Genomic DNA, 25733 nt, shown 5'->3' with positions numbered 1-25733 from the left:
ACCGAATTCCCGCCCCTGCTCAAGCATTTCGCCGACAAGCAAAACCTCTTGATCAACGCGGTCGACGCGACCGGCCGACTCAGCCAGGTCGCCGACCAATACCTGTCCGCCTCCCGGGGCGACCTGCACCAGGACCTGCTGGCGCTGCAATGCCCGTTGCGGGAACTGGGCCGTGGCGCCCCCTATCTGATCCGCGCGCTGAAGCTGATCCTGGTGCGGCCGGTCGCGTCGACCGCGTTGATCAAGAGGTTTTGCTTGTCGGCGAAATGCTTGAGCAGGGGCGGGAATTCGGTGAGGACCCGATCGATGACGTCCGAGCGGGGACCCACGTACGCCAGCAGCCGGTTGGTGGAGTCGATGGCTCGGGTGATGTCATCGGTCTGCTCGTTGAGCCGGGCGGTGAAGGTGTCCAGCTTGCCGAGGAAGGCACGGATCTGGTCGGCCCGCCCGTGCACGATGTTGTACACCTCGTTCTGCAGCGTTTCGAGGTTCGGGATGCCACCCCCGCGCAAGATCATGGCGAGACTCGCAAGCGTCTGCTCGGTCGTGGGGTAAGCCGACGCGTTTTGCAGCGGGATGGTGTCGCCCGGCCTCAGCGGCTCCGGCGAGGGGTTGGGTGGCGCGGCCAGCTCGATGTGCTGGGAGCCCAGCAGGCTGGTCTGCCCGATCTTGGCGGTCGCGTTCCGCGGCAACTTGACGCTCTTGTCCACCCGCAGCGTCAGCGTGGCCACCCAGTTCTTCAGGGCGATCGCGCGCACCGTGCCGACGAAGACATCGGCCACCCGCACCCGGCTGTTGTCGTTCAGGGCCAGCGTGTCGGGCATCTGCACGTAGATGATGTACGAGCCGGGCCCGCTGCCCGGCCCGCCCGGCATCGGAACGTTCGCGATTCCGTGCCACTTCGCGCAGGACGTCAGCGCCGCGGTGGCGACCAGCAGGGCCACCGCCTGCCGCGCCCGGTGCCGGACGCGAATGCCGAAGGCGCGCAGCGTGTTCACGATCCCAGTCCCGCCGAAACGGCCGCCGCTGCGGGCGGGGGCGTCGGTGCGACCGGCCCCGGGATCACACCCGGCCCGGGCGCCGGCGGCGGGATCGGCACCTGCGGGGCGCGCACGCCGATCGGTGGTAGCACCGGGTTCTCGTCGTAGGCATTCGGTGGTCCCGGCGGCGTCTGCAGCCCCGATTGCGGGGGCGCGATGTCCGGGCCGCCCATCAGTTCGGCCAGCGAGTCGGGGGTCAACAGGCCCGCGGTGATCGGCCCCACCTGCTGCCCTTGCATCCCCGGGGCAACGACCCAGCCGGGCTGGGTGTTGCGGTGCGACAACGGGGTGTCGGGCACCCAGATCCCGGGCACCGTCGTGTCCTTGTACCCGTTCGGCGGCTGCAGCCGGGGCTCCGAGTAGGCGACCTCCTTGGGCAGCGTCTCGGCGGTGGAAAACAGGTTCAGCCCGAAGGGCAGGTAGTTGAACTTGATCGCATCGAGGACCGGCGCCAGGTATTGCGCACACAGTTCGGCGGAATCTTGGTAGCCCAGCCGGCTGCCGGCCTGAATCATGCTGCAGACGAACTGCATTGGGTTCGCGAAGTTCGGGATCGCCGGGATGGACATGACCGCGCCGTGCGTCGGGTGATAGATCTGGCTGAGGTTCGTCTCCAGCGTGGGAAGCACGTGCAGGGCGGTCTCCAAACCATTCAGCGGATCGGGCTGCACCAGCGTGTTGGTCACGGTGGCGAGGTTGTCGATGTCGCTTGTCAACACCCCGCGGTTCTTGTCCAAGAACGGCCGCAGCGTGGACAGGAGGGAGTCGAACTGCTGTATCGCCGTGGCCAGCTCGCGATCGGACCCGGTCAGCTTGTCGGTGAATTGGGCCAGATTCTGGTTCAGCGCGACGAACTGCTGATCGTCCTTGTGCAGGGCGTTGACGAACTGTGCCAGGCTGTGCACCACCGCGAAGAAGTCCCCGCGGCCCTCGTTCAGCGCGGTCAGCGCCCGCGACAGGCTGTTCAGCGTGGTGTTGATCTGCTTGCCTTTGCCGGCCAGCCCGTCCGCGAACGACTCGATGGCGTCACCGAACGGGCCCTTCGGCTGCTCGGGTGTCGGGCCCAACTTGTTGATGACGTTGGCGACGCTCTGGCTCAGTTGGTCCCACTCCGTCGGGACCTGCGTGCGCTCGATGGGGATCACCGCGTTGTCGCCCATCACCGGGCCGCCCTTGTAGGGCGGCTCCAACTGAATGTTGCGCGACGCCACCAGGGTTGGGTTAACGATCACGGCGGACGCGTTGGCGGGCACCTTGTATTTGTTCTCGTAGTGAAACGTCACCCTCATCTTGTCGCCGGCCGGCTCGATCTTGTCGACCGCACCAACGCGGACGCCCATAATCTGCACCTTGTCCCCGGCATAGAGCGCGTTCGCCTCCGGGAAGTACGCGACCACCGTGTTGGTCGTCAGCTTGTTGTAGAGCTGCAACCCGAGGTATCCGGCCAGCACCGCCAGCGCCACCACCAGCACCCCGATGACCCTCCGGGCCCGCAGGTTGCGAAATGTGTTGACGGCACTCAATTCTGGTTACCTCCCGTGATGCCGCTGCCTCCCGTGCCGCCGGGATTGATGAACGGGGCCGGCAGTTGATTCCCGGGTCCGGGCGGCGCGGGTGGCCCCGGAGGCAGGGCGGGCGCGAATGTCGACGGTGGCGGCAGCGGGCCGGCAGGCTGCAGGTTCTCGGTGCGCGCGCCCGGCGGTGCCTGGGTCGGCAGTGGCACGGGTGTGCCCGGCACGTCCGGGGGCGGTTCGCCCGGCCGCCCGGCGATCGCGATTCCCGGCGTCGGGGGCAGACCGTTCGGGTTCGGCGGCGAGGCCTGCACGTCCATCGGCGCCGGGAAGCTGCCGCCGAACGGGCCGACGTTAACGCCCGTGCACGGCAACGGGTTCCACGGCCGCGGCAGCGCGTCGGCCGGTGGTGTGTACGAACACGCCGTTCCCGGCGGGACGGCCGGTCCCGGATGATCGGGCGTGCCCTCCAGCACCGGAGGTGCCGGCGGTGGCGCCCCGTTGGGGAACCGGGTCCCGTTCGGGTCGGGCCAGCGGAACTCGGGCAGCCCGGCGCTACGCCAGAAGTCCTCCGGATCGATACCACGCTTCTTGAAGGCGGCGTCGACGAACGGCTGCAGGATCCAGTACGGCAAGAGGTTGGACAGCACGATCTTGAAGTACGGTCCCGACGCGACGGATTCGCCCAGCGACGCGGCGAATTGGCTCACATAGGTGAGGGTTTGGGCCAGGTCGTCCTTGCGCGCCACCAGCACGTCGGTGATGGCGTGCAACTGCTCCAGCACGGGGTTGAGGTTCGGGTTGTCGTTGATGAACCTCTGCACCTGCGTCGAGAATGCCGAAACGTTTTGCAGCAGGGCGTCGATGGCCCGGCCGCGCTCGTTGAACGCGACCAGCAGCGTCTTGGCGTTGACCAGCAATCGGTTGATCTGTTCGCTGCGGTCACCGAGCACGCCGGCCACCTGATGGGCCTGCGCGAGGAGGTGCTTGATCTGTTCGTCGCGCTTGCCGATGGTGTCGGAGAACTTGGTCAACCCGTCGAGCGTGGCGCTCAGGTGCGGGTAGGTCTGGTCGATGGTCTGCGACAAGACGTTCAGCGAGCGCTTGACGGTGTCGATGTCCCAGCCGGCGGCGGCCCGGGTGATGTCGAAGTTCGCGTCGTAGAGCTGATAGGGGGTGGTGCTTTGGCTCAGCGGCAAGACGCTGCCCGGCTTCAACGTCTGGTTTCCGCGCGGCTCGATCTCGAGAACTTTCTTGCCCAGGATGGTGTCGGTCTTGATCGCGAGCCGGCTTTCGGTGCCGATGGTGTTGGCGCCGATGTTGAACTTGATCAGGACATGGTCGCCGTCGATCGCGAAGGACTCCACCTTGCCGACATTCACGCCGGAGATGCGTACCTTGTCGCCCTTGTTCAGTTGGCCGGTGTCGGTGAACTGGCCGTAGAAGCTCGGAGTGGCGAAGATCATCGGTACGCTGGTGAAGCTTTGGCCGACCACGACGCCGAGAATCAACACCGTAATGCCCATGAGACCCACACGGCTGCGGTTGAATTCGGTCAGCGTTCTCATTGCGGTGAGCACCTGCCCGTGGGCTGCTGCCAGATCCTGACCGTCCGGACCGGGCCGCCGGCCTGTAGCCCGTTCCACTTGATCGTCAGGTCGCAGAGGTAGAAGTTCACCCAGTCGCCGTAGAGGCCGATGCTGCGCCCGATCAGGTTGAGCGCGGTCGGCGTCTTGTGGATCAGATCGCTGAGCTGATCGCGTTGGTCCACGAGCGGCTGCTGGAGCGCCTGCAGGTAGTCGATCTCCTTGTGCAGCAGAGCGCGGTTGTCGGCCAGCAGGTTGGCCACGGTGCCGGCGGCGTTGCTGATGTTCGCGGTGCCGGCGGCAAGCGGGTCGGCGTGGTTTTCCAGCCCGGTGATCAACCGCTCGAAGTTGTCGACCGTCTGGTCGAATTCCTTGCGATGCCGAACCGTGGTGTCCAGCACCACATTCAGATTCTTGACCACCTCGCCGATCGCCTCGTCACGCTCGGCGAGGTGCGAGGTCAGCTGCGCGGTCTGGTCGAGGATGTCGTTGATGGTGCCGCCCTGACCCTGAAACACGGTGATGATCGCCGACGCGATGGTGTTGACCTTTTCCGGCTCCAGCGCCCGGAACAGGGGTTTGAAACCACCGATCAGGGCGTCGAGATCTAAGGCCGGCGAGGTGCGGGACAGCGGGATGAATCCGCCCGGCGGCAACACGCGGTCGGCGCCCGCACCGTCGCCGCGCTTGAGTTCCAGGAAGCGGTTGGCGAACAGGTCGAGGTAGCGGATCTGGGCCGTCGTCGACTGGTAGAGCGGAATCGAGCGGTCGACGGCGAAGTCCACCTGCGCCTTGCGGCCACCATCGACCAGCCTCACCTTCTTGACCTTGCCGACCTCCACTCCCGAGGCGCGGACGAACTGACCGTCTTTGAGGCCGCTGGCATTGCTGAACTCCGCGGTATAGCTGTTGGTGCGGTTGAAGCGCAGCTGGGCGAACACCACCACGATCGAGACGGTGATCAGCGCCAGCACGAACGAGACGATGCTGAGCTTGATGGCGGAGCCGGTGATCTTCATGGGTTGATCGTGTTGTCCCCGACTTGGCGGCCCCACACGTACTCGATGGCGTACGGCGAGCCGGTGTCCAGATGGTTGTACGGCGCGAGGCTGGCGCCGGTGTCCAGCACCAGCTCGGGCGCGGGCCACAGGTCATGGGTGATGCCCTGCCAGCAACCCGGAGCGCCCCCGGGCCCGCCGCGGGCGTTCACCCGCGGCAGATTGTCCGGGTACACATAGGGATTCGGCGCGCCGCCCACCAGTCCGGCCAGCCCGAGGAGCCCCATGGTGGCCACCGTGCCGGCCAGCCCCGGGAGCGTCAGGATGCCGCCCAACCCCGACGTCAGCTCGGTCATCGTCCTCAGCGCGTAGCCGTTGCCGCCGCCCGTCGTCGCGAAGGCGGCGGGTTCTTCGTCGTAGTAATTGCGGATGGTGCAGAAGAATTCGGGGCTGTAGGTGTCGAGCAGCTGGGCGGTGGGCACCAGGTCCGCGGCGCCCCGCTGGAAGTAGGGCCCGCCGCGTCGGAAAATGTCTTCACCCGTGTTGCCCAACCCGGCCGCGGCCAGCAACGCGGCGTCCAGGTCGGCCTCCTGTCGGTGCAGGGTGCGCGCCGTGACCACGGCGTGGTTGAGGGAGTCCAGCAGATCCGGAGCGGCGTTCGCGTAGGTGTCGCCGAGGGTCGCGAGCCGCGCAATGTCGTGGCGAATCTGCGGCATTTGCGGATTGATGTCGTCAAGGATGGTGTTGCCGTTGACGATCGATTGCCCGAACTTGTCGCCCAGCCCGGTCAATGCCTGCGCGGCGGCGGCCAGCGTGAGGTTCACCTTGACCGGGTCCACCTTGTCCGCGATCGAGGTGATCGTCCCGAACAACGTGTTGAACTCAGTCGTCACCGACCGCGCCTCGATCACCTGACTCGTGGTAACGCGTTGCGGCGTAGGGTTTTTCGGAGAGGTCAGCGACACATATTTGTTGCCGAACACCGTGGTCGCCTTGATATTGGCTTCCACGTTGGCCGGGATCAGGTCGATGTACTTGGGCTGGACGTCCAAGACGAACTTGGCCGCCGGCACGCCATCACGCTGGATCTGCGAAATGCTGGCCACCCGGCCGATTTCCACCCCGTTGTAGGTGACCTTCGAATTCGGATCCATCACCAGACCGGACCGGGGGGCCACCATCGTCAGGGGCGTCTTCGGCGTGAGCCGGCCCCGGAACTGCAGCCACACGAACGACAACACCACCGCGGCGATCACCAAGAAGACGACGGCCGCCGTCTTGTACGGCGGGATCCGTGGCGGATGGTCCTTGATCTGCGGGGCCGGGGCGGTCGGGGTCGTCATGGGCGGCTACACCGTGAGGTTGAAGTTCGGGCTCTTGCCGTAGACCGCCATCGCGGTCAGCACGACGACGACAACGATCGTGATCAACGACAGCCGCATCGACCGGCCGACGGCTTCGCCGACGCCGACCGGTCCGCCGCTGGCGGTGTAGCCGTAGTAGCAGTGGGTGGTCATCACGACCACCGCGACCAGGATCACCTCCGCGAACGACCAGCCCACGTCGTTGAGGCGCAGGAATGTGTGGAAGTAGTGGTTGTACGTGCCGGCGGACTGCCCGTAGAAGAAAACCGTCGTGACCTGTTGGGACACGAAGGCCAGGGTGATCGCCAACCCGTAGAGCGGGATGATGACGACCAGCCCCGCCACCACACGGGTGGACGCCAGGAACGCGACGGACCGGATGCTCATCACCTCCAGCGCGTCGATCTCCTCGCTGATGCGCATGGCGCCCAGTTCCGCGGTGGCGCCGGCACCGACCGTCGCGGCCAACGCCTGACCCGCGGCCACGGGCGCCACGAATCGCACGTTGACCAGCGCGGCCAAGAACCCGGTGAACGCCTCGACACCGATGTTGCCCAGCGTCGCGTAGCCCTGGATGGCGACCAGCGAGCCCGCGGACAGGGTGATGAAGCCGACGATGGCGGCGGTGCCGCCGACCACGGCCATCGCGCCGGTGCCCATTCCCATCTGGGCGACCATCCGCAACATCTCTTTGCGGTAGCGGCGCATGGCGAAGGGGATCTGCCCGACGGCCGTCATCGCGAACCAGACCATCTGCCCGATCTCGACCAGTACCCGGGCCGGGGCCTCCCCGTATCGGCTGAAGCTGGGCCATGAGAAGCGCGCGGGCGCCGTGGAATCCGCTGCGGTGACGGTCATCAGCGCCCCGTTCCGAAGCGGACACCGATGGTGGTCAGCGCCGCGTTGACCGCGAACAACGCGATGAAGCACAGCACCACCGTCTCGTTGACGGCGGTGCCCAGACCCTTGGACCCGCCGCGGACGATGAGCCCGCGGTAACAGCCGACGAGGCCGGCGATCAGCCCGAACGTCGCGGCCTTGATGAACGCGATCACCACCTCGGGCAGGCCGGTCAGCGCCGTCAACGTGGAGAGATAAGCGCCGCTCGAGACGTTCTGCAGGTAAACGCTGAAAAGGTAGCCACCGCCCAGGCCCACTGCGACCACGAGCCCGTTGAGCAGCACCGCGACCATCGTCGACGCGACAACCCGCGGCACCACCAGCCGGTGGATCGGGTCGATGCCGAGGACCTCGAGAGCGTCGATCTCCTCGCGGATGGTGCGGGCGCCCAGGTCGGCGCAGATGGCGGTGCCCCCGGCGCCGGCGACCACCAGCACGGTCACGATCGGGCCGAGCTGAGTGACCGCGCCGATCGCGGCACCTGCACCGGAGACGTCGGCGGCGCCGATCTCGGCCAGCAGCAGGTTGAGCGTGAAGATGAGCAGCACGGTTTCCGGGATGGACACCGCGATCGTCGGCAGCAGCGACACCCGCATCAGGAACCAGCCGGTCCAGATGAACTCGCGCCACTCGAACGGCTGCCTCAGGGCCTTGCCGGTCAGCACGCACATCCGAAAGAACCCGCCGGCGACTTCGGTACCCGGCCGGATCCGCTGGCCCACTTTGCCGGCAAACGAGTGCGTGGTGGTCATCGGCGCGGCCCGCGGGGCGGATGCGTAAGGGATTGTGGCTCTTTAGCCGGCCGGTCACGTGAGCGACGCGGCGGCGCGGGGGAGAGGCGGAGCCGGCCGGCGTCGTTCCGACTCGCAACCGTGCCCGTAGAGCGGTCATGCCACAGAAACATATGTGACATAAGGCATTTCGATGACGGCTTGAATGATGACGCTTGCCGACCGCCGAGCGTCACGATCCGGCCCAACGGTGCTCGGGGCGACCCCCGGCGTCGCGCACCACGCCGTTCGAGGTGCGGGCGGACACCGTGGTCCTCCCAGGCGACGGCCCGGATCCCCGCCCTCCGGCCCCACGCCGCCATCGTTTGCGCCACGATGCAACTATCGCATTAGACCGTACGTGCGGTCAATAAATTGCAAAACTCGCCCGCTTTCGCCCAAAACAAAGTGCGCTATCCGCCGAACGCCCGGTTTTACCAGGGCTTTTTGTGTTGCATGGCGACTTGCCGGCGCAGCCGGCTCAGCGGTGCGCGTCCACGCCGACTATCGGCGAACTTGGCTCCCGCGCAACGCGTTTCACCGACCGGCCGTGACCGCGGCGAGGCACTCACGCACCACCGTGACGACGCCCGCGGACGGGTTCGCCCACTTGGCGAGCCCGAGGCGGTCGAGCAGGAGCCCGCCGAGGAAGACGTCGACGAAAGCGGCGCCGACTTCTTCAGGCGTCCGTGAATCGGCCGGATCGAACCACACCCACATCCACTCCAGCGATCCCCACAGCTGCAGCGCCGCCAATTCGACGTCCACGCTTCGGAACACGCCGACGTCGATCCCGTTCCGGATTTCGTCAATCGCGTGCGTCTGCAACTGATCGCGCAGCTTGCGCACGTGCTGCATTGCCGGGTCGTCGGACAGTTGAACCACCTCGCGCTGGCTCGCGACCGTCGCGTGGCGGGCGCTCACCTGCAGCATCGCCGACGCGAAAATGATTGCGGCGATGCGTTCGTGCGGGGCCGTCAGGCGATCCCAGACCATCCGTAGCACGTCGAGCTGGAGGGCGAGGTGGGTCTCTTCGAGCTCCCGCAACATCTGGGCTTTGGTGCCGAAGTGATGAACGATTGTGCCCTTTGACATGCCGAGTTCGTCGGCGATGTCGCCGATATTCGTTCTGTCATAGCCACGTTCGGCGACATAGCGGACGAACGCGTCCAGAATCTCGCTACGCCTGCCAGGAGACCTGGGCATGTTGAACCCTTCGGCATAACTAACCGTACGAACGGTCTATCATAGCGTGAGGCGACGCGAATACACGTAACGGTTTGGTCAGCGGTGGCCGCGATGTGGCGGACCGGACCCGTCCGGCGCCGTCACGGCATACATGTTCTCGCCGGGCGCAGAGTGGATCTCACCGGCGGCGTACACGGTCAGAAGTTCGGAGCCATCGCGATCGGCGACGCACACGTAGGCGTCCGTCTCCGCATCGTATTCGAAACTGTCCCAGGCCAATACGAACGCTAAGCAGTTGCCATCGCGGTCCAGAACGACGAGCTTGTGCACACCGGATTCCTTCAATACTTCGGCATCCTGGGCGCACCCTTGAGGGCCGTGGTTGTTGGTGACCGCTAGGCTGTCTAACATCTGCGTACTCCCTTAGCGAGGGCATTGGGACCTGCCAGAGACGTTTCTCCCAGATCCGGCCTCCGACCAGGGCATTACGGCCCCTCTCAAGGGGTCGTAAGTCGCTTGCCGAAGAGGCCAGGCCGTTATCCCCGGTGCGCCCGAGTCCGCCCGGTCGGCGGTGCCGGATCGACCGCGCCGCGGCGGGTCTTCGTCGGGCGAAGGGCCACCAGCAGCACTCCGCCGGCGAACAGCGCGGCGGTCGCCCATGGTAAGCGGCCGTCCGGGGCGAACCCCGCGTAGGCAAAGAAATGCAGGCCAGCGGCGGCCAGCGCGGCACCGACCAGCATGATCACTTCCCCCCAGCGTTCGGTGAGGGGCACACCGAGCATGGGCAGCGGAGCGGCGAAAAGACGCCGCAACGACCACAACAACACGAGTTCGACCGCCGTCACCACGCCGAGGACGACCACCCACTCCAGCCGAGCCAGCCACCACAGCCCCGTTCCCTCCGGCGGTTGGGGCAGCAGGCCCGCCGGATACGCGACGATTGCAACGATCACGACCGGAATCATGTGCCAGAGGTACAGCGCCATCACGTTGTTGTTGCCGACGGCCAGCGCCCGCTTGACCCAACGCGCGCGCAGCGCCCGGTTGAGCGCGGGCGCGAGCGTCATCACCAACCCCGCCTGCGCGCAGGCGAAGGCCAGCATCGCCACGGTGGGCGGCGTCGTGTTCTGCACCGCCTGGCCGGGAACGCCGATCATGCTGACCGGATACCCCGCGAGCCAGATCAACAGCGCCAGCGCAACCCCCGAACCGGCCGCCAGCAGCACCGGTCTGCGGCCGGCCAATAGCCCGCAATACCACGCTATTCCGAGCTGATAGAGCGCCCCCCAGCAGACGAAGTAGTTCAGCCAGCCAATGTAGGGCACGTGGCCCACGATCGTGGCGACATCCAGGACCGCTACCCCCACCGCCAGCACGCCCGGCACCAAGAGCCCCCAGCGGCGTTGCGCCGCAATCGCAATCGGCGTCAGAGACACCACCACTAGGTAGACGGCGAGGAACCATAGATGCATCGCCACCGCCCAACCCGCATATTCCAGCACCGCGCTGGGCACACCGCAGGCAACTAGAACCATGACGGTTACCGACACGATCGTGATGTAGACCGCCGTCGGCCCGAGCACTCGCGCCAGACGATGCCGAAGCCAGACCTCTCGGGAGAACCCCTCGGCGCCGCATCGATGGGTCCACGACACCGCGCCGGCGTACCCGGCCGCCAGAAAAAACACCGGAACCGCCTGGAAAATCCAGGTCAGCCACTGGGTCCAGGGTATGTCGACGAGCGGGTTCTGCCGACCGAAAGATCCGTCGTGATACGTCACCGAGCCGGCCAACCAATGCCCCAGGACGATCAGGACCACACCCGACACGCGGTAGAAGTCGACCGCCAGATTGCGGGCCGGTCGCGCTGTGTCCTGCACGAGCGCAACGCTACCCGCCCGATGGCCCGGAGGCGCCCGGCGCACAATGGGGCCATGAAACGGGCTCATCTCGCGCAACTCGAAGTCGGACGGCTTGGCCTGGGCGCGATGGGCATGTCCGTCGCCTATGCCGGCGCTGGCACCGACGACCCCGAATCGATTCGCACCATTCATCGCGCCATCGACCTCGGCGTCACGTTGATCGACACCGCCGAGGTCTACGGGCCCTACGTGAACGAGGAACTCGTCGCCCGCGCCCTGCAGGGCCGCCGCGACCGGGTGGTGCTGGCGACAAAGTTCGGCCTGATCTCGCACACCGGGCGTAACGGCCTCGACAGCAGCCCCGCCAGCATCCGCACCGCGGTGGAGGGGTCCCTGAAGAGGCTGGCGACCGACCACATCGACCTCTACTACCAACACCGCCTCGATCGCGAGACCCCGATCGAAGACACCATCGGAGCCCTGGCCGAGCTGGTGGCAGCCGGAAAGATCCGGCACATCGGTCTTTCCGAAGTGGGCGTCAACACCATTCGCCGGGCCCAGGCCGTGCATCCCATCACCGCGGTGCAGTCCGAATACTCGGTGTGGACCCGCGACCCCGAGGACGGGGTGCTCGACGTGCTACGCGAACTCGGCATCGGGTTCGTCGCCTACTCGCCGCTGGGCCGCGGGTTCCTCACCGGCGCCATTCGCTCCAACGGGGAGCTTCCCGACAGCGACTATCGCAAGACCAACCCCCGCTTCTTCGACGAGAACTTCGAGCACAACCTGCGCAGCGCGGACGAGCTGCGTGACATCGCCGCCGACGTGGGCGCCACCCCGGCCCAGGTGGCGTTGGCCTGGCTGCTGGCGAAAGGTCCTGACATCGTGCCGATTCCGGGGACCAAGCGCGTCGCCCTCCTGGAAGAGAACGTTGCCGCCGACACCGTCGAGCTCACCCCCGACCAACTGGCGAGGATCGACCGACTCACCCCACCCGTCGGCGGCCACCACGCCGAGGCGCAAATGGGATGGATCGATCGCTAGTGGGCGCCAAGATGAAGCTGGTGATCGGGGCCAGCGGTTTCCTCGGGTCCCATGTCACGCGGCAGCTCGTCGCCTCGGGCGCCGATGTGCGAGTCATGTTGCGCCGCACCAGTTCCACCCAGGGGATCGAGGACCTCCCCGTCGAGCGCTGCTACGGCGACGTCTTCGACGACGACGCCCTGCGTGTCGCGATGGCCGGCTGTGACGTCGTGTACTACTGCGTGGTCGACGCCCGGATGTGGCTGCGCGATCCGGCGCCATTGTTTCGTACCAACGTCGAAGGGCTGCGGCACGTTCTGGACGCCGCCCTGGATGCCGACCTGCAGAGGTTCGTATACACCAGCACCGCGGGGTCTTTGGCGATCAGCGACAGCCGGCCGGTCACCGAAGACGACCCGCACAACTGGGACCAGGGCGGCCCCTACATCGAGGCCCGGGTGGCCGGCGAGAACCTGCTGCTGTCGTACGCCCGAGAGCGGGGGCTGCCCGCCGTGGCGATGTGCATCTCCACCACCTACGGTCCCGGCGATTGGGCGCCGACGCCGCACGGCTCCCTGATCGCCCTCGTCGCCAAGGGGCGTTTCCCGTTCTACTTCGGCTACTCGTCGGAGGTCGTGGGCATCGAAGATGCCGCCAGGGCAATGCTTTTGGCCGCCGAACGGGGACGAAACGGCGAGCGTTACATCGTCTCCGACCGATACATGAGCGTCCGGGAGCTGCACCAGATCGCCGCCACCGCCGTCGGCAGGCGACCGCCGCGCTTCGGCATTCCGATTTCGGTGCTGCGCGCCGGTGCACGCGTCAACGATCTGGTGGCGCGGCTGCTGCACCGAGATCTTCCGTTCGCCTACGCGGGAATTCGCATGGCGGAGCTGATGTCGCCACTCGACCACGGTAAGGCCGAGCGCGAACTGGGGTGGAAACCGGAACCCGTCGAAGACTCGATCCGCAAGGCCGCGGTCTTCTTCGCTTCCCGGAAGTAGCCCTACTCCGCGGCGGCCAGCGCCGCGGGCCCGTACTTCTTCTCGATCAGCGCCCACGGGTCGGCGTACGGACCCCTGCCCTCCACGCGGCGCTGCAGCTTGAGCAGGGCGCGCAGCACCGGTCGCAGGATCGGGCCCAGGGCGCACAGGACGATGCGAATGCGGCCCTGGGATTCGGCGACCCAGGCCTTGGACTCGTGCCAGTCGTGCTCCTGAAAGTCAAGCAGCGCTTGGGCTTCAGTGGTGTCGAACCATCCGGTGAAACTCCAGCCGCGGTCGTCGCCGGGGTCGCCGGGCAGGCTCGCCGAGGGGCCGAGCCGCCCCAGGCCCGCGGCGGTCATCAGCTCGTCCTCGAGGTCGCGCTGCAGCATCACATACGATTCGTTGCCGCCGATCAGCAGCACCTTGCCGGCGATGCTGGCACCCCGATCCACGGCGTTGGCGAACGCCAGCGCCACGTCGCGCGCGTCCACCATGTGGATGCGGTTGTCGCTGGGTAGCGAACGCATCAGGAGCAAGTGGTCGCCGCTGATGCTCGCTTGGGTATCCGGCGAGATCACCCCGCCCAGCCGAAACATCGCATACGGCAGGCCGCTGGCCCGGATCGCCGCCTCGGCCAGCACCTTGTCCTCGCCGTACTGGTCGATCGGCTGCACCGGCGTCTCCGGCGTGATCCGCTCGGGGTAGCGGTACGGATTGCGCGACCCGTAGACCGCGGCGCTGGAGGCCATCAGGAACAGCGGGGGATCGGGCAGTTGGGCGGCCGCCGCCAGCAGGGTCTCGGTACCCCCGACGTTGACTCGCCTGGCCAGCGCGGGATTGCGATACGACGGCGGCGAAATGAGGGCGGCGAGGTGAATGATCGCTTCGGGCCGATGGGTCGCGACCAGATCGCCCACCGCCTCGGCGTTCAGCAGGTCGATGTAGGCCGGGATCAACTTGCCCGCGCCCTGGGACAACTCGGCCTCGGCGGCGACGGTCTTGTCGGTCCGCAGGTCGGTGGCGACGACTGTCCGTCCCCGGTCGAGCAGGATCTGCGCGCATCGCCTCCCAACCTGGCCGAACGCCCCGGTGATCAAAATGGTGCCAACACCCATCGGCGTATCACGGCTCCATCAGTCGGCCGGCGAGCTTGGTGGCCGCCCGCCGAATACGGTCGGAGATATAGATCGAGAACAGCGGGGTGACGATGTCCTCCCGCAGCCGAGTCAGCTTGGAGCTCTTGATAAGCCACTGCCCGTCGATGCTCTCGTAGGTCTCGTGGTAGTGGCCGTAGCCGACCAGCGTCACGCCCGGCCCGAAGCGAACCACATCCTGCAGGGCCCATACGCCGCGCGCCGTCGTCGCCGACGTCAGCTCGATCTCGGGCGCGTGCACCTGGTGCGCCGTCGCCTGCGTGGGGCGTCCGATGCCTTTGCGGGTGAACGCCACGAACTCGTCGGCGCCGACGACGAGCTTGCCGCCGGCCTCGGACGTGTCGCTGACGAAGTCGTCGGCGAACAGCGCCCGCCACGCCGCCCAGTCCTTGGTGTCGAGGTACCGGCAGTAGCGGGCTTTGAGCTGTTTGATGGCCTCGATCGCCAGCGACGCGGTGGCGTGATCTTCGGCGGCGCGCCCCGTCATCGCGGCCCAGCGTGACACTTCACCCCGAAACTGTAACCTTTCAGCCTTTGAAGTAGACGATCTGGTGGGTGGTGGCCAGCAGTACACCGTCCCGGCTCCATACCTGGGCGCTCTGGTCGAAGTAACCGCCGGAGAAGCGGTTGGCGTGGGCGGTGGCCAAGACGAAGTCACCCTTAACGGCGTCAAGCTGGTCCTGATCGGCAAGGAAATAGGCCGTCATCGAGATCGTCCCGGCCGGCGCGACACCGCCGCGGCGCAGGAAGACCCGCGGGTAGAACACGTCGCTAAGGGCGGCGAGTGCCGGATAATCGACGGGGCGTTGCGCTTTGTCGCGCACCCACAACGTGGTCGTCGACGACGGACTGGGTCGCTCGTCGGCGCCCGGGAGCGGGCCTTCGGCGAACCGCATGTCGTAGAGGTCCGCCCAACGGACGACGTGACCCATGCTCCTGGGTTCGATCTCTTCCGGCGGCGGCGCGCTCGGCGGGCGGGCTTCGGTGTCCGCCCAGCTCTCGCGGATCGTCGCGAACACCGCCGTCGCCGTGGCCTTGGCCTCGCCGTCCTGGCCGAGTTCGACGTTCCAGTGCTGATTGGTGCGGTTTGTGCGAACGGCCCGAAGTGACAGGTCGAAGCTGCCGTCGGCGACCGGCGCGGCGAAGTTGACGGTCAATGCCAACGGCTCACCGATCCGGTCGGGGTGCGTGTCGATGGCCCGCACCATGGCGGCCGCGGTGATTCCGCCGAACGGGCCCACCATGTTGGCCCACTCCGGATGGGTCGCGCCCCGCCTGACGTCGGCATCGATCACGCCGAGGTCGAGCGCGGTGTCAAAAGGGTGTGTGCCCGTCACGCGGATTCCTTGATCGCCATAGCATCAGGCAGTGGTCGCACGCCGATGCGAGTCGTCGGCAGACTACTTCCCGCCGGGCTTGGCCGCCGGGTCGGGGTCACGGCTGGTGCCACGCCGAACGTGAGGAGCCGAATCGCATGAACATCCCCGATCGTCAGCGTGCGGTGGTGATGCCGGGGCCCGGCGCGCCCCTCGAGACCGTGGACCGGCCGGTCGACGAACCGGGCCCGGGCCAGGCCCTGGTCAGGGTGAGGGCGTCGAGCCTGAACTTTCACGACAACATCAACCTCATGGGGCTGCTCCCGGGCCCGTGGCCGCGCGTGCCGATGAGCGACGGTGCGGGAGAGGTGGTCGCGGTCGGGCCCGACGTGGACGAGCTGCAAGTGGGCGACCGCGTCATGGGGGCGTTCCACCCCGGTTGGCTCGATGGGCCGCCCACGCCGGAATCGAAACTTGAGCTGCCCGGCGACACCGAAGACGGGTGGTTGCAGCAGTACCGCGTCACCGCCGCCTCGGGTCTGGTCCGCACGCCCGCGCACCTCAACGACGTTGAAGCCGCAACCGTGCCGTGTGCCGGCGTGACGGCATTCAGTGCGCTGACGGAGGCCAACATCGGTCCCGGCGACGTCGTGGTGACCCAGGGAACTGGCGGCGTATCGCTGTTCACGGTGCAGCTCGCCCGGGCGTTGGGCGCCACGGTGATTTTGACGTCGTCGTCCGACGACAAGCTGAAAATCGGATCCGATTTGGGCGCAACGCATCTCATCAACTACCGGGCGACCCAGGACTGGGAGATCGAGGTGAAGCGACTGACCGCCGGAAGGGGCGCCGACCTGATTGTCGACCTCGGCGGGCCCGCCACGCTGGCGAAGTCGGTGCACTCGGCGCGGGTGGGAGGCACTGTCGCGGTGATCGGCGTCCTCAGCGGATTCGACACGGCGCCCATCTCGGTCGCCGAAGTGATGCTCAACAACCTGAGAATCGTCGGAATCACGGTGGGCAGCGTTCGTTCGCACCAGGCGCTGTGCGATTTGATATCGGCCACCGGCATCAAGCCCCACATCAGCCACGTCTTCGACTGGCAGCAGCTGGACGAGGCGCTGGCGGTGATGCGTGCCGGCGAACACGTCGGCAAGATCGCCATCACCATCCCCTGACCAAACCACCTGAAGGCAACGACCTGTACAGGCGTCAAGCGGTGCTGTACAGTCGCCCAGCACAAGCCCGAGGAGGCCATCGGCGATGACGCACAGGCGAATTCGATGACCGCCGAGGCGGTCGAAGAATTCCGCGGCCGCGCCAAAGCCTGGCTGACCGCCAACCTGCCAAGGCTCGGCTCAGAAGACGCGATGGTCCTCGAGCGAGACGAACTGGCGTCCTGGCGGCGCGCCCGCGAATTGCAACGGAAGTTGTACGACGGCGGATTCGCCGGGATCTGCTTTCCCCGCGAGTACGGTGGCCTGGGGCTGAGTTACGAGTACAAGAAGGCTTTCGACGCCGAGGCGGCCGCCTACGAGACACCCTTGCTGCTCAACGTCCCGTCGTTCGCCATTTGCTGCGCGACGATCCTGGACATGGGCACCGAGGAGCAGAAGCGCGACCACATCGGCGCGGCGCTGCGCGGCGACGAAGTGCTCGTCCAGCTGCTCTCCGAACCCAGCGGGGGTTCGGACCTCGCCGGGGTCATCACGCGCGCCGACCGCCGCGACGGGCGGTGGGTCATCAACGGCGCCAAGACGTGGAGCACCTGGGCGTTCGCCGCCGACTACGGGTTGTGCCTGGCCCGAACCGACTGGGACGCACCCAAACACAACGGCCTGACGATGTTTTTGTTGCCGCTTCGACACCCCGGGGTGACGATCAACCGCATCCGTCAGGTCAACGGCTCGGTCGAGTTCTGCGAGGAGTTTTTCGACGACGTCGACGTGGGCGACGACGCCGTCGTCGGGGAACCGGGCAAGGGGTGGGACGTCGCGTCACGACAGCTTTACCACGAGCGCCGCACCATGGGCGACGGCTCGGAGTACACCAGCGGACCCGGAATCGCTGAGGCCGAGGACATTTCGATCGACCTGATGTCGTTGGTCGATAGCACCAGGCAAGGGGGCAGCGAACGCGTCCGCGAGATGGTGGGCCGCGTCCTGGTCCACCGGGCTGTGCACGGGCAACTGAGCGAGCACGTCTACCACGCCGTCGTCGACGGGTCCCTGCCGCCCGCCGGGGGGTCGATCATCCGGCTCGACATGGCCGAGGTGCACGACGTCGAGAACGACACCGCCCTCGCCATCGCCGGTTCGGCGGGCGTGGTCGACGACGACGCGGGGCTGCTCGGCATCGGCACGCGATACCTGGGTCGTCAGATCGCCAGTATCGGGGGCGGCACGACGGAGATGGCGCGCAACGTGATTGGCGAGCGGGTCCTGAACTTTCCGCGCGAGTACGCGGCCGACCGCGGTGTGCCGTTCAACCAGGTGCGCCGGGGCAAAGCGGCAAAGGGGAACTAATGAGCGACCAACTTCGCGACATCCGAGAGCTGGCCAACGACGCCGGCGCCTACCGCGACGAGTTGTACCGACGCTGGACCGGGCTGCTCAGCTATCGCTACATCGGCCGCAACCACTCGGCGATGAACATCGGCGAGACCGACGACACCGTCACCATTCGCCGCGACATGCGCAACGAGGCCGGCGGACTCATGGTGGCGCCGTTGGCGATCTCGTCGCCGGAGGGATGCCAGACCGACATGGTCGCGGTGCCGAACCCGGTCATCGCGTCGGTACAGATCATCGACCCCGGCTACGACGTCTCGCGGATCGAGATCGTCGGCTCGGGCATCGTGCACCAGGGCCGGACCATGGGTTACGGGCGGTGCAAGATCGTCGACGCCGACAACCCCGAACGGGTAATCGCGTTCAACGAGGGCCAGGGAGCCGTCATCGGTGTCCCGCCGGAAGGCCTTGGCAAGATGGACGTTTCGGGCACCGAGCTGGTCATCGAGGATTCGCCCGATCTGCCCCCGCTGTGGCAGGCCTTCGGTGCCGATAAGCGCGACGACGGCCATTGGGTGCTGCCCGCGCTCAGCGCCGAGCTCGCCTCACCGGACGCCGCGCTGCACATCGGGCCTCAGCACGTGGTCCTCGAGACCGCCGCGACCGACCTGGCCGCCGAGGTCGCCGCCACCCGGAAGCTTCAGGTCATCAGCTGGCACGTGATGTTCATGTCCCGCGGCAAGGTGGGCCCCTTCCGCGTCGAGGGCACGGCGCATGCCGGCGGGCCCGGACGCATCGGCGTGCGCATGCTCCTGCACGACGAAGGAAACGCGGACAAGGCCGTCACTTCCGCCGCGGCGATCTTCGAGACGGTGACCCGCGGCATTTAATTCAGCCGGAATTGACGGCCAACGGGCGGTAAAGCTCCTCGCCCCGACGGCCCCGGCGTGTGTTGCCCCTTGACTCGCGTGACCTGGCCAGCAATGATCTTTGCTATAGGCAATTGTCGATATGAGAAACGATAGATGCTAGAAACAGTCCGATGTGTAATTGCGGCGGTTCGGGTCAATCCGAACTACGTGTCGAACCTTGAAAGTGATGGGGGAACGATGATGCAGCACGGAATGGCAAGGAAGGTTTCCGCCTGCGCGCTCGGCGCGCTGGCGACTCTGATGCTGGCGCCGTCGACCGTCGCGCGCGCCGACCAGACGGACCAGGACTTCACCAGCTATCTGCAGGCGCATGGCGTCGACCTCGGTGGCCCGGCAATGGACGTGAAGGCGGCGCAGATGATGTGCAAAGACCTCAACGCCGGCTACAGCCAGAAGGACGAGATAGACCAACTGACGGGCTCGCATCGGTTGAACGAGGCCCAAGCCCAAATGTTCGTCGCCGCGGCGACCGCGGATTACTGCCCCGCAAAGCACCCGCCGAGCAAGCCGAGCAGCAGCTAACGGCGCACGTCGGGTCGCGACTGCGGGGATCGCGACGCGTCGAAGCCCTGGTCACACACCTGTGAGCGTCTGTATGGTGCAAAAAACGTACCGGCACGACAGGAGATGCACAGTGGCAGAACGGTTGGCGGGGAAGGTTGCGCTCGTCAGCGGCGGGGCTCGGGGGATGGGTGCTTCGCATGTGCGGACCCTGGTCGCGGAAGGCGCCAAGGTCGTGTTCGGCGACATCCTCGACGACGAGGGCAAGGCAGTCGCGGCGGAGCTCGGCGACACCGTTCGCTACGTGCATCTGGACGTCACCAAACCCGAACAGTGGGAAGCCGCGGTGGCCACCGCCGTCACCGAGTTCGGCGGGGTCGATGTCTTGGTGAACAACGCCGGCATCATCAACATCGGCACGTTCGAGGATTACGAGCTCTCGGAGTGGCACCGCATCCTCGACATCAACCTGACGGGAGTGTTCCTCGGCATCCGCGCCGTGGTGAAACCCATGAAGGAAGCGGGACGGGGATCGATCATCAACATCTCCTCGATCGAGGGCATGGCCGGCACCATCGGTTGCCATGGGTACACCGCAACCAAATTCGCGGTCCGCGGGTTGACGAAGTCGGCCGCGCTGGAACTGGGGCCCAGCGGGATCCGCGTCAACTCGATCCATCCCGGGCTGATCAAGACGCCGATGACCGAATGGGTTCCCGAGGACATCTTCAATACCGCGGTGGGCCGGATCGGCGAGCCGAAGGAGGTGTCCAGTCTCGTCGTGTATCTGGCCAGCGACGAGTCCAGCTACTCGACCGGCTCGGAGTTCGTGGTCGACGGCGGCACCACCGCGGGCCTGGCACACAAGGACTTCTCCGTGGTCGACGCCAGCCAGCAGCCGGAGTGGGTGACGTAGGCCCTCAAGCTACTCAGACCGTCGCCAGGGATTCGGCTTTCTTGGCCGGCGTGGGCCAGGGTGACGGCAACGGCCGTTGCCGCACCCGCTGCGGCCACCAGAACCACTTGCCCAGCAGCGCGGCGATCGACGGCATCATCAGTGACCGCACGATCAGCGTGTCGAAGAGCAGGCCGAGGCCGATTGTGGTGCCGACCTGGCCGATGACCGTGAGTTCACTGACCGCCATCGTCATCATCGTGAACGCGAACACCAGGCCCGCCGAGGTGACCACCGACCCGGTGCCTCCCATCGCGCGGATGATGCCTGTGTTCAGGCCGGCGTGGATCTCTTCCTTGAACCGAGCTACCAGCAGCAGGTTGTAGTCGGCCCCGACGGCGAGCAGGATGATGACCGACATCGCCAGCACCATCCAGTGCAGTTCGATGCCGATCAGGTGTTGCCAGATGAGGACCGACAGTCCGAAGGATGCGCCCAGAGAGATCAGGACGGTGCCCACGATCACGGCCGAGCCGACGACGCTGCGCGTGATGATCAGCATGATGATAAAAATCAGGCACAGCGAGGCGATCCCGGCGATCAGCAGGTCATAGTTGCTGCCGTCCTGCATGTCCTTGTAGGTGGCCGCGGTGCCGCCGAGGTAGATCTTGGAGCCCTCCAGCGGCGTTCCCTTGAGCGATTCGTAGGCGGCCTTCTTGATGGCGTCGATGTGCGAAATGCCCTCTGGCGTCATGGGATCGCCGTCGTGACTGATGATGAACCGCACGGCGTGGCCGTCGGGCGAAAGGAAGTTCTTCATGCCCTTCCTGAACTCGGCGTTGTTGAACGTCTCCGGGGGCAGGTAGAACGAGTCGTCGTTCTTGGAGGCGTCGAACGCCTTGCCCATGGCGTTGGAGTTCTTCTGGGCCTCGTTCTGCTGATCCTGCAGGCCCTTCTGGGTCGAATACATCGTCAGCATCGTCGTTTTCATGGCCCGCATGTTCTCGATCATTGAGGGCATCAGAGCCACCATCTGGGGCATCAGCGTGTCGAGATGATCCATGACCGGCAGCAGGCTCTGGATGTCGTCGGTCATCGTGTCGATGCCGTCGAGGGCGTCGAACACCGACCTCAGCGAGAAGCACACGGGGATGTCGTAGCAGTGCTTTTCCCAGTAGAAGTAGCTGCGGATCGGCCGGAAGAAGTCCTCGAAATCGGCCATGTGCTGGCGCAATTCCTCGATGTCGATGGTCATGTCATGCATTTTCCTGACCATCAGGTGCATGTCGTTGGCCATCTGCGCGGTGATGCTTTGCATCTTTTCCATGCTGTCGATGGTCGTCTGCATCATGTCGGCCTGGTGCAGCATGTCGGCCATCTGATCCGCTTGGTACTTCTGATTCATCTGCTGGGTAACGCCCTGCATGCTGATCTGGAACGGGATCGAGGTGTGCTCGATCGGGGTGCCCTGCGGACGGGTGATCGCCTGCACGCGCGAGATTCCGGGCACCCGGAAGATCGACTTGGCGATCTTGTCGATGACCAGGAAGTCGGCGGAATTGCGTAGGTCGTGGTCACTTTCGATCATCAGCAGCTCGGGGTTCATCCGGGCGTTCGAGAAGTGCCGGTCCGCCGCCGCGTAACCGGCGTTCGCCGGCAGATCGGCGGGCAGGTATTTGCGGTCGTTGTAGTTGGTCCGATAGCCGGGCAGGGTCAGCAGGCCGACGAGTGCGATCGCGATCGTCACGATCAGGACGGGGCCGGGCCACCGGACGACGACGGCGCCGATCTTGCGCCAGCCGCGGGTTCGCTGCGCCCGCCTGGGCTCCAGCGTCTGGCGGAACCGCGACGCTACCGAGATCACCGCGGGGCCGAGCGTCAGGGCCGCCGCGACGACGACCACCATGCCGATGGCCAATGGGATGCCCAGCGTCTGGAAGTAGGGCAGGTTGGTGAAGTGCAGGCAGAACGTCGCGCCCGCGATTGTCAGGCCGGAGCCGGCCACCACGTGGGCGGTGCCGCCGAACATGGTGTAGTACGCGTCTTCTCGCGATTCGCCGACCGACCGTGCCTCCTGATATCGGCCGATCAGGAAGATCGCATAGTCGGTCGCGGCCGCGATCGCCAGCGTCACCAACAGGTTCGTGGCGAAGGTGGAGAGCCCGATGATGTTGTAGTAGCCGAGGAACGCCACCATGCCGCGCGCGGCGGATAGTTCGAGCATGACCATCACCAACGTCAGCAGCACCGTGATGATGGACCGGTAGACCATCAGCAGCATCGCGATGATCACGACGAACGTGACCGTGGTGATCACCTGCAGGCTGCGGTCACCGGCGATGTTCTGATCGGCTTGCACGGCGGCGGGACCGGTGACGTAGGCCTTGACCCCGTTGGGCGCCGGCAGGCTCTTGACGATGTTCTGCACGGCCTGGACCGACTCGTTGGCCAGGGCCTCGCCCTGGTTGCCAGCGAGGTAGACCTGGACGTAGGCGGCCTTACCGTCGTTGCTCTGGACACCGGCCCCACTCAAGGGATCGCTCCACATGTCCTGGACGTGTTCGACGTGTTTGGTGTCGGCGTCCAGCTTTTTGACCATCTGGTCGTAGTAGGCGTGCGCGTCGGCGCCCAACGGGTTTTGGCCCTCGAGGACGATCATCACCGAGCTGTTGGACTTGTACTCGTGGAACACCTCACCCATGTGTTTGGTCGCGATGACCGACTGCGCGTCGTCCGGGCTCATCGACACCGAGCGCATCTTCCCGACCTCGTCCAGCTGCGGGACGATCGTGTTGAGCACCGCGATGATCGCGATCCAGCCGAGGACGATGGGTAGGGCGAACTTTCGGATGATTCGCGGGATCGCCGGGCGCTCGGCGTGTTTGGCGACGGGAAGGGTATCGGTCGGGTGTTCGGTGCTTGCGCTCATGCGGATTTCACCAAGCAAAAGGTCAGGGCGTGCACGCCGTTGGTTATGTTCTCGTCCTTCACTTCGTCGTCGATCGTGATGCGACAACCGAGGCGGTCACCGTCGCTTTGGGCAGAGAGGTTCGGGAACACCGATGGGGCCGTCGTGCTCAGGACCAGCGTCCAGGGCAGCGGCGCATCGTCGACACGTTTCGGGTCGGCGGACAGGTCGAGGTAGTTGACGTTGGCGTGGCTGGCCGAGCCGAAGATCTCATATTTGACGACCTTGGGCTTGAACGGCTTGGAGTCCTCCTGCCGTGGGCTGGTCAGGACGCCGGTGTCGTTGGCGGTGAAGAACGACTTGACCCGCGCCACGGTGAACCCGCCGATCACCACCACCGCGACGATCAACAGCGGCAACCACGCGTTGCGCACGATCCTGGACAGCTGCACCTGCGTGGATTCCTCTCGTCGTCAAATCAACGTTGGTGCGTCGCCTTCGAGGTGATCACCGTATTAGGTTGCGCCACAACGGAGTTCGCACGCCGCGATTTGCGCAGTTTGAGCCGTCGGGCCCTGGGAAATCTGCCCCTGCATCGCCGAACCCCCGCCTGATGCCACCCGAGCATAATACATCGTCTGCATAGTTTGCAGACAGTGCAAAAAAGTGATCTAGCTAACTATCCGTCCGTCACTTCACGAAGATGCTGTTGACCAGCGCGGCAGCGTTTTCGACGTAGGGCATCGGCGTGTCGTCGGAATCCTTCGGCACGCCACTGGCCCAGCGTTCGATGCCCGACCGCACGGCGGTCAACGCCAGCGCGGCGATCAAGGCGGGTATCTCGTCGTCCGGCCGCATCGCCTGGCGGCGGGCGACGATGTCGGTCAGCTGGTTCTGGAACCGCTCCAGCTCGGCGAGAAACGCGGCCATCACGGCGGGGCTGGTCTTGGCGAGCTCGAGCATGCCGACGGCCTGTTCGCGTCGCGGGGGCACGTCGCGGAGATGGTGCGCCGCCAGCGTGATCAGCTCCGCCAGGATCACCCGATACGGTGCCGGCCCGGCCGCGACGAAGTCTTCGGCCAGCTCGGGGGGCAGATCGGAGGGGCCGTAGGCGATCGCGGATTCCTTGGTGGGGAAGTAGTTGAAGAACGTCCGCGTCGAGATTCCCGCCTCGATGCAGATCTCCTCGATGGTCACCTTGTCGAAACCGCGGCTGGTCGCCAGGCGCACCGCGGCGTCGCGGATGTCCGCGCTCGTCTGGCGACGACGTCGCTCACGAAGACCCATGGGGTGGCACTGGTTGCGCATGACACTCATCGTTGCACGATACGCAAACTTTGCAGTCAACTAGTCGCGCGGAGCGAGGGCCGCGCGCAGGTGAGCGCACTGACTGGCGAAGAACTCCACCGAAACGGGCGCCCTGTCTGCGATCTGATCGAACGCGTGAAACGCGCCCTGGACGATCTCTTCGTGAACGGGCACCCCGGCCTCCCGAAGGCGGCGCGCATAGTCCAAGCACTCCTCGTAGAACAGGTCCAACGTCCCGACGCCGATCCAGGCCGGCGGCAAGCCCGAGAGATCTTCCCGACGGGCGGGCGCCGCCTCGCGAGGATCCGCGCCGTTGAGGTACCACCGCCACGCCAGCTGATTGTCGGTTTCGGTCCACATCAGCCGCTTTTGGCCGTCGTGACGGGCGCCGGTGCGGTCGTCGAGCATCGGGTAGACCAGCATCTGGAACGCGACCTTGACGTCGCCGCGATCGTGCGCCCGTTGGACCACGGCGGCCGCGAAATGTCCACCGGCACTGGCCCCGCCGACCGCGACGCGGTCCGGGTCGACCCACGGTTGGTGCGCCAACCACCGCAACGCCGCGTAGCAGTCCTCGACCGGTATCGGATAAGGGTGCTCCGGCGCCAGCCGGTGTTCCACCGCGGCCACCGCCACACCCGTGCGGTCTGACAGCTTGCGCAGAAACTTGTCGTCCTGGGCGGCGTGTCCCATGATCGTGCCGCCGCCGTGGATCCACAGCATCGCGGCCGCCGGATGGGAAAGGCCGACGGGACGGTGCAGGCGAACCGTGACGTGCTCGTCGACGGCGGCCACGGGGACGTTGCGCATCCGGCCCGCGTTGCCCATGAGGTTCATCAGGGTGCGCTGGACGCGGTAGCCGCGGTGCAGGGCGTATCCGCGGGGCAAGAAGTGGGCCGCCCTGCGCAGACCCGGGTCCAACGCGTGCCGCGACGTGAAGGCGTTGCCGGCGTGCGGGTTTGCCATTGCGTGCCCTCCGCT

General features: G+C 66.3%; 23 protein-coding genes and 2 pseudogenes. 8 read left to right on the top strand and 17 right to left on the bottom strand.

What is annotated here, in order from left to right:
* A pseudogene (locus A5706_RS31980) lies at window positions 1-222 on the top strand (mammalian cell entry protein); the annotation flags it as partial.
* Here the strand turns inward: A5706_RS31980 and A5706_RS03160 are convergent.
* The 10 genes and pseudogenes from A5706_RS03160 to A5706_RS03115 all read right to left on the bottom strand — a co-directional run.
* Window positions 216-974 (bottom strand): annotated as a pseudogene (locus tag A5706_RS03160) (MCE family protein); the annotation flags it as partial. The pseudogenes A5706_RS31980 and A5706_RS03160 overlap by 7 nt on opposite strands.
* A 20-nt stretch (window positions 975-994) precedes the next feature.
* Complete coding sequence (locus tag A5706_RS03155; RefSeq protein ID WP_068126946.1) at window positions 995-2563, bottom strand: virulence factor Mce family protein; 1569 nt, start codon at window positions 2561-2563, stop codon at window positions 995-997.
* Window positions 2560-4119, bottom strand: a complete 1560-nt coding sequence (locus A5706_RS03150; RefSeq protein WP_068126943.1) for a virulence factor Mce family protein — start codon at window positions 4117-4119, stop codon at window positions 2560-2562. Before A5706_RS03150 ends, A5706_RS03155 begins: the two co-directional genes overlap by 4 nt.
* Window positions 4116-5156 carry a virulence factor Mce family protein gene (locus tag A5706_RS03145; protein ID WP_068126940.1) on the bottom strand — a complete coding sequence of 347 codons (1041 nt, stop codon included), beginning with the start codon at window positions 5154-5156 and terminating at the stop codon, window positions 4116-4118. The genes A5706_RS03150 and A5706_RS03145 overlap by 4 nt, the downstream gene beginning before the upstream one ends.
* The gene (locus tag A5706_RS03140; RefSeq protein ID WP_068126939.1) at window positions 5153-6478 is read right to left on the bottom strand and encodes an MCE family protein; all 1326 of its coding nucleotides are present in this window, start codon (window positions 6476-6478) and stop codon (window positions 5153-5155) included. Before A5706_RS03140 ends, A5706_RS03145 begins: the two co-directional genes overlap by 4 nt.
* A gap of 6 nt (window positions 6479-6484) precedes the next feature.
* Window positions 6485-7357: an ABC transporter permease gene (locus tag A5706_RS03135; RefSeq protein WP_068126937.1), complete on the bottom strand. Its 873-nt coding sequence runs from the start codon at window positions 7355-7357 to the stop codon at window positions 6485-6487.
* Window positions 7357-8070, bottom strand: coding sequence for an MlaE family ABC transporter permease (locus A5706_RS03130; protein WP_369830390.1), 714 nt, complete (start codon window positions 8068-8070; stop codon window positions 7357-7359). Before A5706_RS03130 ends, A5706_RS03135 begins: the two co-directional genes overlap by 1 nt.
* Window positions 8071-8706: 636 nt before the next feature.
* Window positions 8707-9375, bottom strand: coding sequence for a TetR/AcrR family transcriptional regulator (locus A5706_RS03125; RefSeq protein WP_068126932.1), 669 nt, complete (start codon window positions 9373-9375; stop codon window positions 8707-8709).
* Between the two features lie 78 nt (window positions 9376-9453).
* Window positions 9454-9687 carry a hypothetical protein gene (locus A5706_RS03120; protein WP_231984993.1) on the bottom strand — a complete coding sequence of 78 codons (234 nt, stop codon included), beginning with the start codon at window positions 9685-9687 and terminating at the stop codon, window positions 9454-9456.
* A 206-nt stretch (window positions 9688-9893) separates the two neighbouring features.
* Window positions 9894-11237: an acyltransferase gene (locus A5706_RS03115; protein WP_068126921.1), complete on the bottom strand. Its 1344-nt coding sequence runs from the start codon at window positions 11235-11237 to the stop codon at window positions 9894-9896.
* A gap of 54 nt (window positions 11238-11291) precedes the next feature.
* Here A5706_RS03115 and A5706_RS03110 point away from each other — a divergent pair, with 54 nt between their 5' ends.
* Entirely contained in the window at window positions 11292-12263 is a 972-nt protein-coding gene (locus tag A5706_RS03110; protein WP_068126919.1) for an aldo/keto reductase, read from the top strand.
* Window positions 12248-13246: an NAD-dependent epimerase/dehydratase family protein gene (locus A5706_RS03105; RefSeq protein ID WP_231984991.1), complete on the top strand. Its 999-nt coding sequence runs from the start codon at window positions 12248-12250 to the stop codon at window positions 13244-13246. Before A5706_RS03110 ends, A5706_RS03105 begins: the two co-directional genes overlap by 16 nt.
* Window positions 13247-13248: 2 nt before the next feature.
* Here the strand turns inward: A5706_RS03105 and A5706_RS03100 are convergent, their stop codons facing one another.
* The 3 genes from A5706_RS03100 to A5706_RS03090 are packed head-to-tail and all read right to left on the bottom strand — an operon-like array spanning window position 13249 to window position 15719.
* A complete protein-coding gene (locus A5706_RS03100) occupies window positions 13249-14343 on the bottom strand; it encodes an NAD(P)-dependent oxidoreductase (RefSeq protein WP_068126917.1) in 1095 nt (364 codons plus the stop codon).
* 7 nt (window positions 14344-14350) lie between these two features.
* On the bottom strand, window positions 14351-14869 hold the full coding sequence (locus A5706_RS03095; protein WP_068126915.1) for a nuclear transport factor 2 family protein: 519 nt from the start codon (window positions 14867-14869) through the stop codon (window positions 14351-14353).
* Window positions 14870-14909: 40 nt separating this feature from the next.
* Window positions 14910-15719, bottom strand: coding sequence for an acyl-CoA thioesterase II (locus tag A5706_RS03090; RefSeq protein ID WP_068126912.1), 810 nt, complete (start codon window positions 15717-15719; stop codon window positions 14910-14912).
* A 137-nt stretch (window positions 15720-15856) separates the two neighbouring features.
* Here A5706_RS03090 and A5706_RS03085 point away from each other — a divergent pair, with 137 nt between their 5' ends.
* The 5 genes from A5706_RS03085 (at window position 15857) to A5706_RS03065 (ending at window position 20557) form a co-directional block, all read left to right on the top strand.
* A complete protein-coding gene (locus tag A5706_RS03085; protein ID WP_082964166.1) occupies window positions 15857-16876 on the top strand; it encodes an NAD(P)-dependent alcohol dehydrogenase in 1020 nt (339 codons plus the stop codon).
* Window positions 16877-16981: 105 nt separating this feature from the next.
* Window positions 16982-18223 carry an acyl-CoA dehydrogenase family protein gene (locus A5706_RS03080; RefSeq protein WP_068126910.1) on the top strand — a complete coding sequence of 414 codons (1242 nt, stop codon included), beginning with the start codon at window positions 16982-16984 and terminating at the stop codon, window positions 18221-18223.
* The gene (locus A5706_RS03075) at window positions 18223-19098 is read left to right on the top strand and encodes a hypothetical protein (protein WP_068126908.1); all 876 of its coding nucleotides are present in this window, start codon (window positions 18223-18225) and stop codon (window positions 19096-19098) included. Before A5706_RS03080 ends, A5706_RS03075 begins: the two co-directional genes overlap by 1 nt.
* A 234-nt stretch (window positions 19099-19332) precedes the next feature.
* Entirely contained in the window at window positions 19333-19662 is a 330-nt protein-coding gene (locus A5706_RS03070) for a DUF732 domain-containing protein (RefSeq protein ID WP_197517729.1), read from the top strand.
* Window positions 19663-19774: 112 nt separating this feature from the next.
* Window positions 19775-20557, top strand: a complete 783-nt coding sequence (locus tag A5706_RS03065) for an SDR family oxidoreductase (RefSeq protein WP_068126903.1) — start codon at window positions 19775-19777, stop codon at window positions 20555-20557.
* A gap of 13 nt (window positions 20558-20570) precedes the next feature.
* Here A5706_RS03065 and A5706_RS03060 read toward each other — a convergent pair whose 3' ends face one another.
* The 4 genes from A5706_RS03060 to A5706_RS03045 form a co-directional block, all read right to left on the bottom strand.
* Window positions 20571-23465 (bottom strand): RND family transporter, encoded by a 2895-nt coding sequence (locus tag A5706_RS03060; RefSeq protein ID WP_068126901.1) that lies wholly within the window; start codon window positions 23463-23465, stop codon window positions 20571-20573.
* Window positions 23462-23896 (bottom strand): MmpS family transport accessory protein, encoded by a 435-nt coding sequence (locus tag A5706_RS03055; RefSeq protein ID WP_304528384.1) that lies wholly within the window; start codon window positions 23894-23896, stop codon window positions 23462-23464. Before A5706_RS03055 ends, A5706_RS03060 begins: the two co-directional genes overlap by 4 nt.
* A gap of 238 nt (window positions 23897-24134) precedes the next feature.
* On the bottom strand, window positions 24135-24752 hold the full coding sequence (locus tag A5706_RS03050; RefSeq protein ID WP_082964164.1) for a TetR/AcrR family transcriptional regulator: 618 nt from the start codon (window positions 24750-24752) through the stop codon (window positions 24135-24137).
* 39 nt (window positions 24753-24791) lie between these two features.
* Window positions 24792-25718 (bottom strand): alpha/beta hydrolase, encoded by a 927-nt coding sequence (locus A5706_RS03045; RefSeq protein WP_068126898.1) that lies wholly within the window; start codon window positions 25716-25718, stop codon window positions 24792-24794.
* Window positions 25719-25733: the final 15 nt, after the last annotated feature.

The sequence above is a fragment of the Mycobacterium sp. E796 genome, from assembly GCF_001672815.1.
GTDB lineage: Bacteria > Actinomycetota > Actinomycetes > Mycobacteriales > Mycobacteriaceae > Mycobacterium.
Note: the sequence above shows the minus strand (reverse complement) of the source record. Positions and strands in the feature narration are given on the sequence as shown.

Bases quoted from the DNA above. Each gene is read 5' to 3' on its own strand.
- A5706_RS03150 (WP_068126943.1), bottom strand. From the start codon at position 4,119: ATGAGAACGCTGACCGAATTCAACCGCAGCCGTGTGGGTCTCATGGGC.
- A5706_RS03145 (WP_068126940.1), bottom strand. From the start codon at position 5,156: ATGAAGATCACCGGCTCCGCCATCAAGCTCAGCATCGTCTCGTTCGTG.
- A5706_RS03140 (WP_068126939.1), bottom strand. From the start codon at position 6,478: ATGACGACCCCGACCGCCCCGGCCCCGCAGATCAAGGACCATCCGCCA.
- A5706_RS03135 (WP_068126937.1), bottom strand. From the start codon at position 7,357: ATGACCGTCACCGCAGCGGATTCCACGGCGCCCGCGCGCTTCTCATGG.
- A5706_RS03130 (WP_369830390.1), bottom strand. From the start codon at position 8,070: ATGTGCGTGCTGACCGGCAAGGCCCTGAGGCAGCCGTTCGAGTGGCGC.
- A5706_RS03125 (WP_068126932.1), bottom strand. From the start codon at position 9,375: ATGCCCAGGTCTCCTGGCAGGCGTAGCGAGATTCTGGACGCGTTCGTC.
- A5706_RS03110 (WP_068126919.1), top strand. From the start codon at position 11,292: ATGAAACGGGCTCATCTCGCGCAACTCGAAGTCGGACGGCTTGGCCTG.
- A5706_RS03105 (WP_231984991.1), top strand. From the start codon at position 12,248: ATGGATCGATCGCTAGTGGGCGCCAAGATGAAGCTGGTGATCGGGGCC.
- A5706_RS03100 (WP_068126917.1), bottom strand. From the start codon at position 14,343: ATGGGTGTTGGCACCATTTTGATCACCGGGGCGTTCGGCCAGGTTGGG.
- A5706_RS03095 (WP_068126915.1), bottom strand. From the start codon at position 14,869: ATGACGGGGCGCGCCGCCGAAGATCACGCCACCGCGTCGCTGGCGATC.
- A5706_RS03085 (WP_082964166.1), top strand. From the start codon at position 15,857: ATGAACATCCCCGATCGTCAGCGTGCGGTGGTGATGCCGGGGCCCGGC.
- A5706_RS03080 (WP_068126910.1), top strand. From the start codon at position 16,982: ATGACCGCCGAGGCGGTCGAAGAATTCCGCGGCCGCGCCAAAGCCTGG.
- A5706_RS03075 (WP_068126908.1), top strand. From the start codon at position 18,223: ATGAGCGACCAACTTCGCGACATCCGAGAGCTGGCCAACGACGCCGGC.
- A5706_RS03070 (WP_197517729.1), top strand. From the start codon at position 19,333: ATGGCAAGGAAGGTTTCCGCCTGCGCGCTCGGCGCGCTGGCGACTCTG.
- A5706_RS03060 (WP_068126901.1), bottom strand. From the start codon at position 23,465: ATGAGCGCAAGCACCGAACACCCGACCGATACCCTTCCCGTCGCCAAA.
- A5706_RS03050 (WP_082964164.1), bottom strand. From the start codon at position 24,752: ATGCGCAACCAGTGCCACCCCATGGGTCTTCGTGAGCGACGTCGTCGC.
- A5706_RS03045 (WP_068126898.1), bottom strand. From the start codon at position 25,718: ATGGCAAACCCGCACGCCGGCAACGCCTTCACGTCGCGGCACGCGTTG.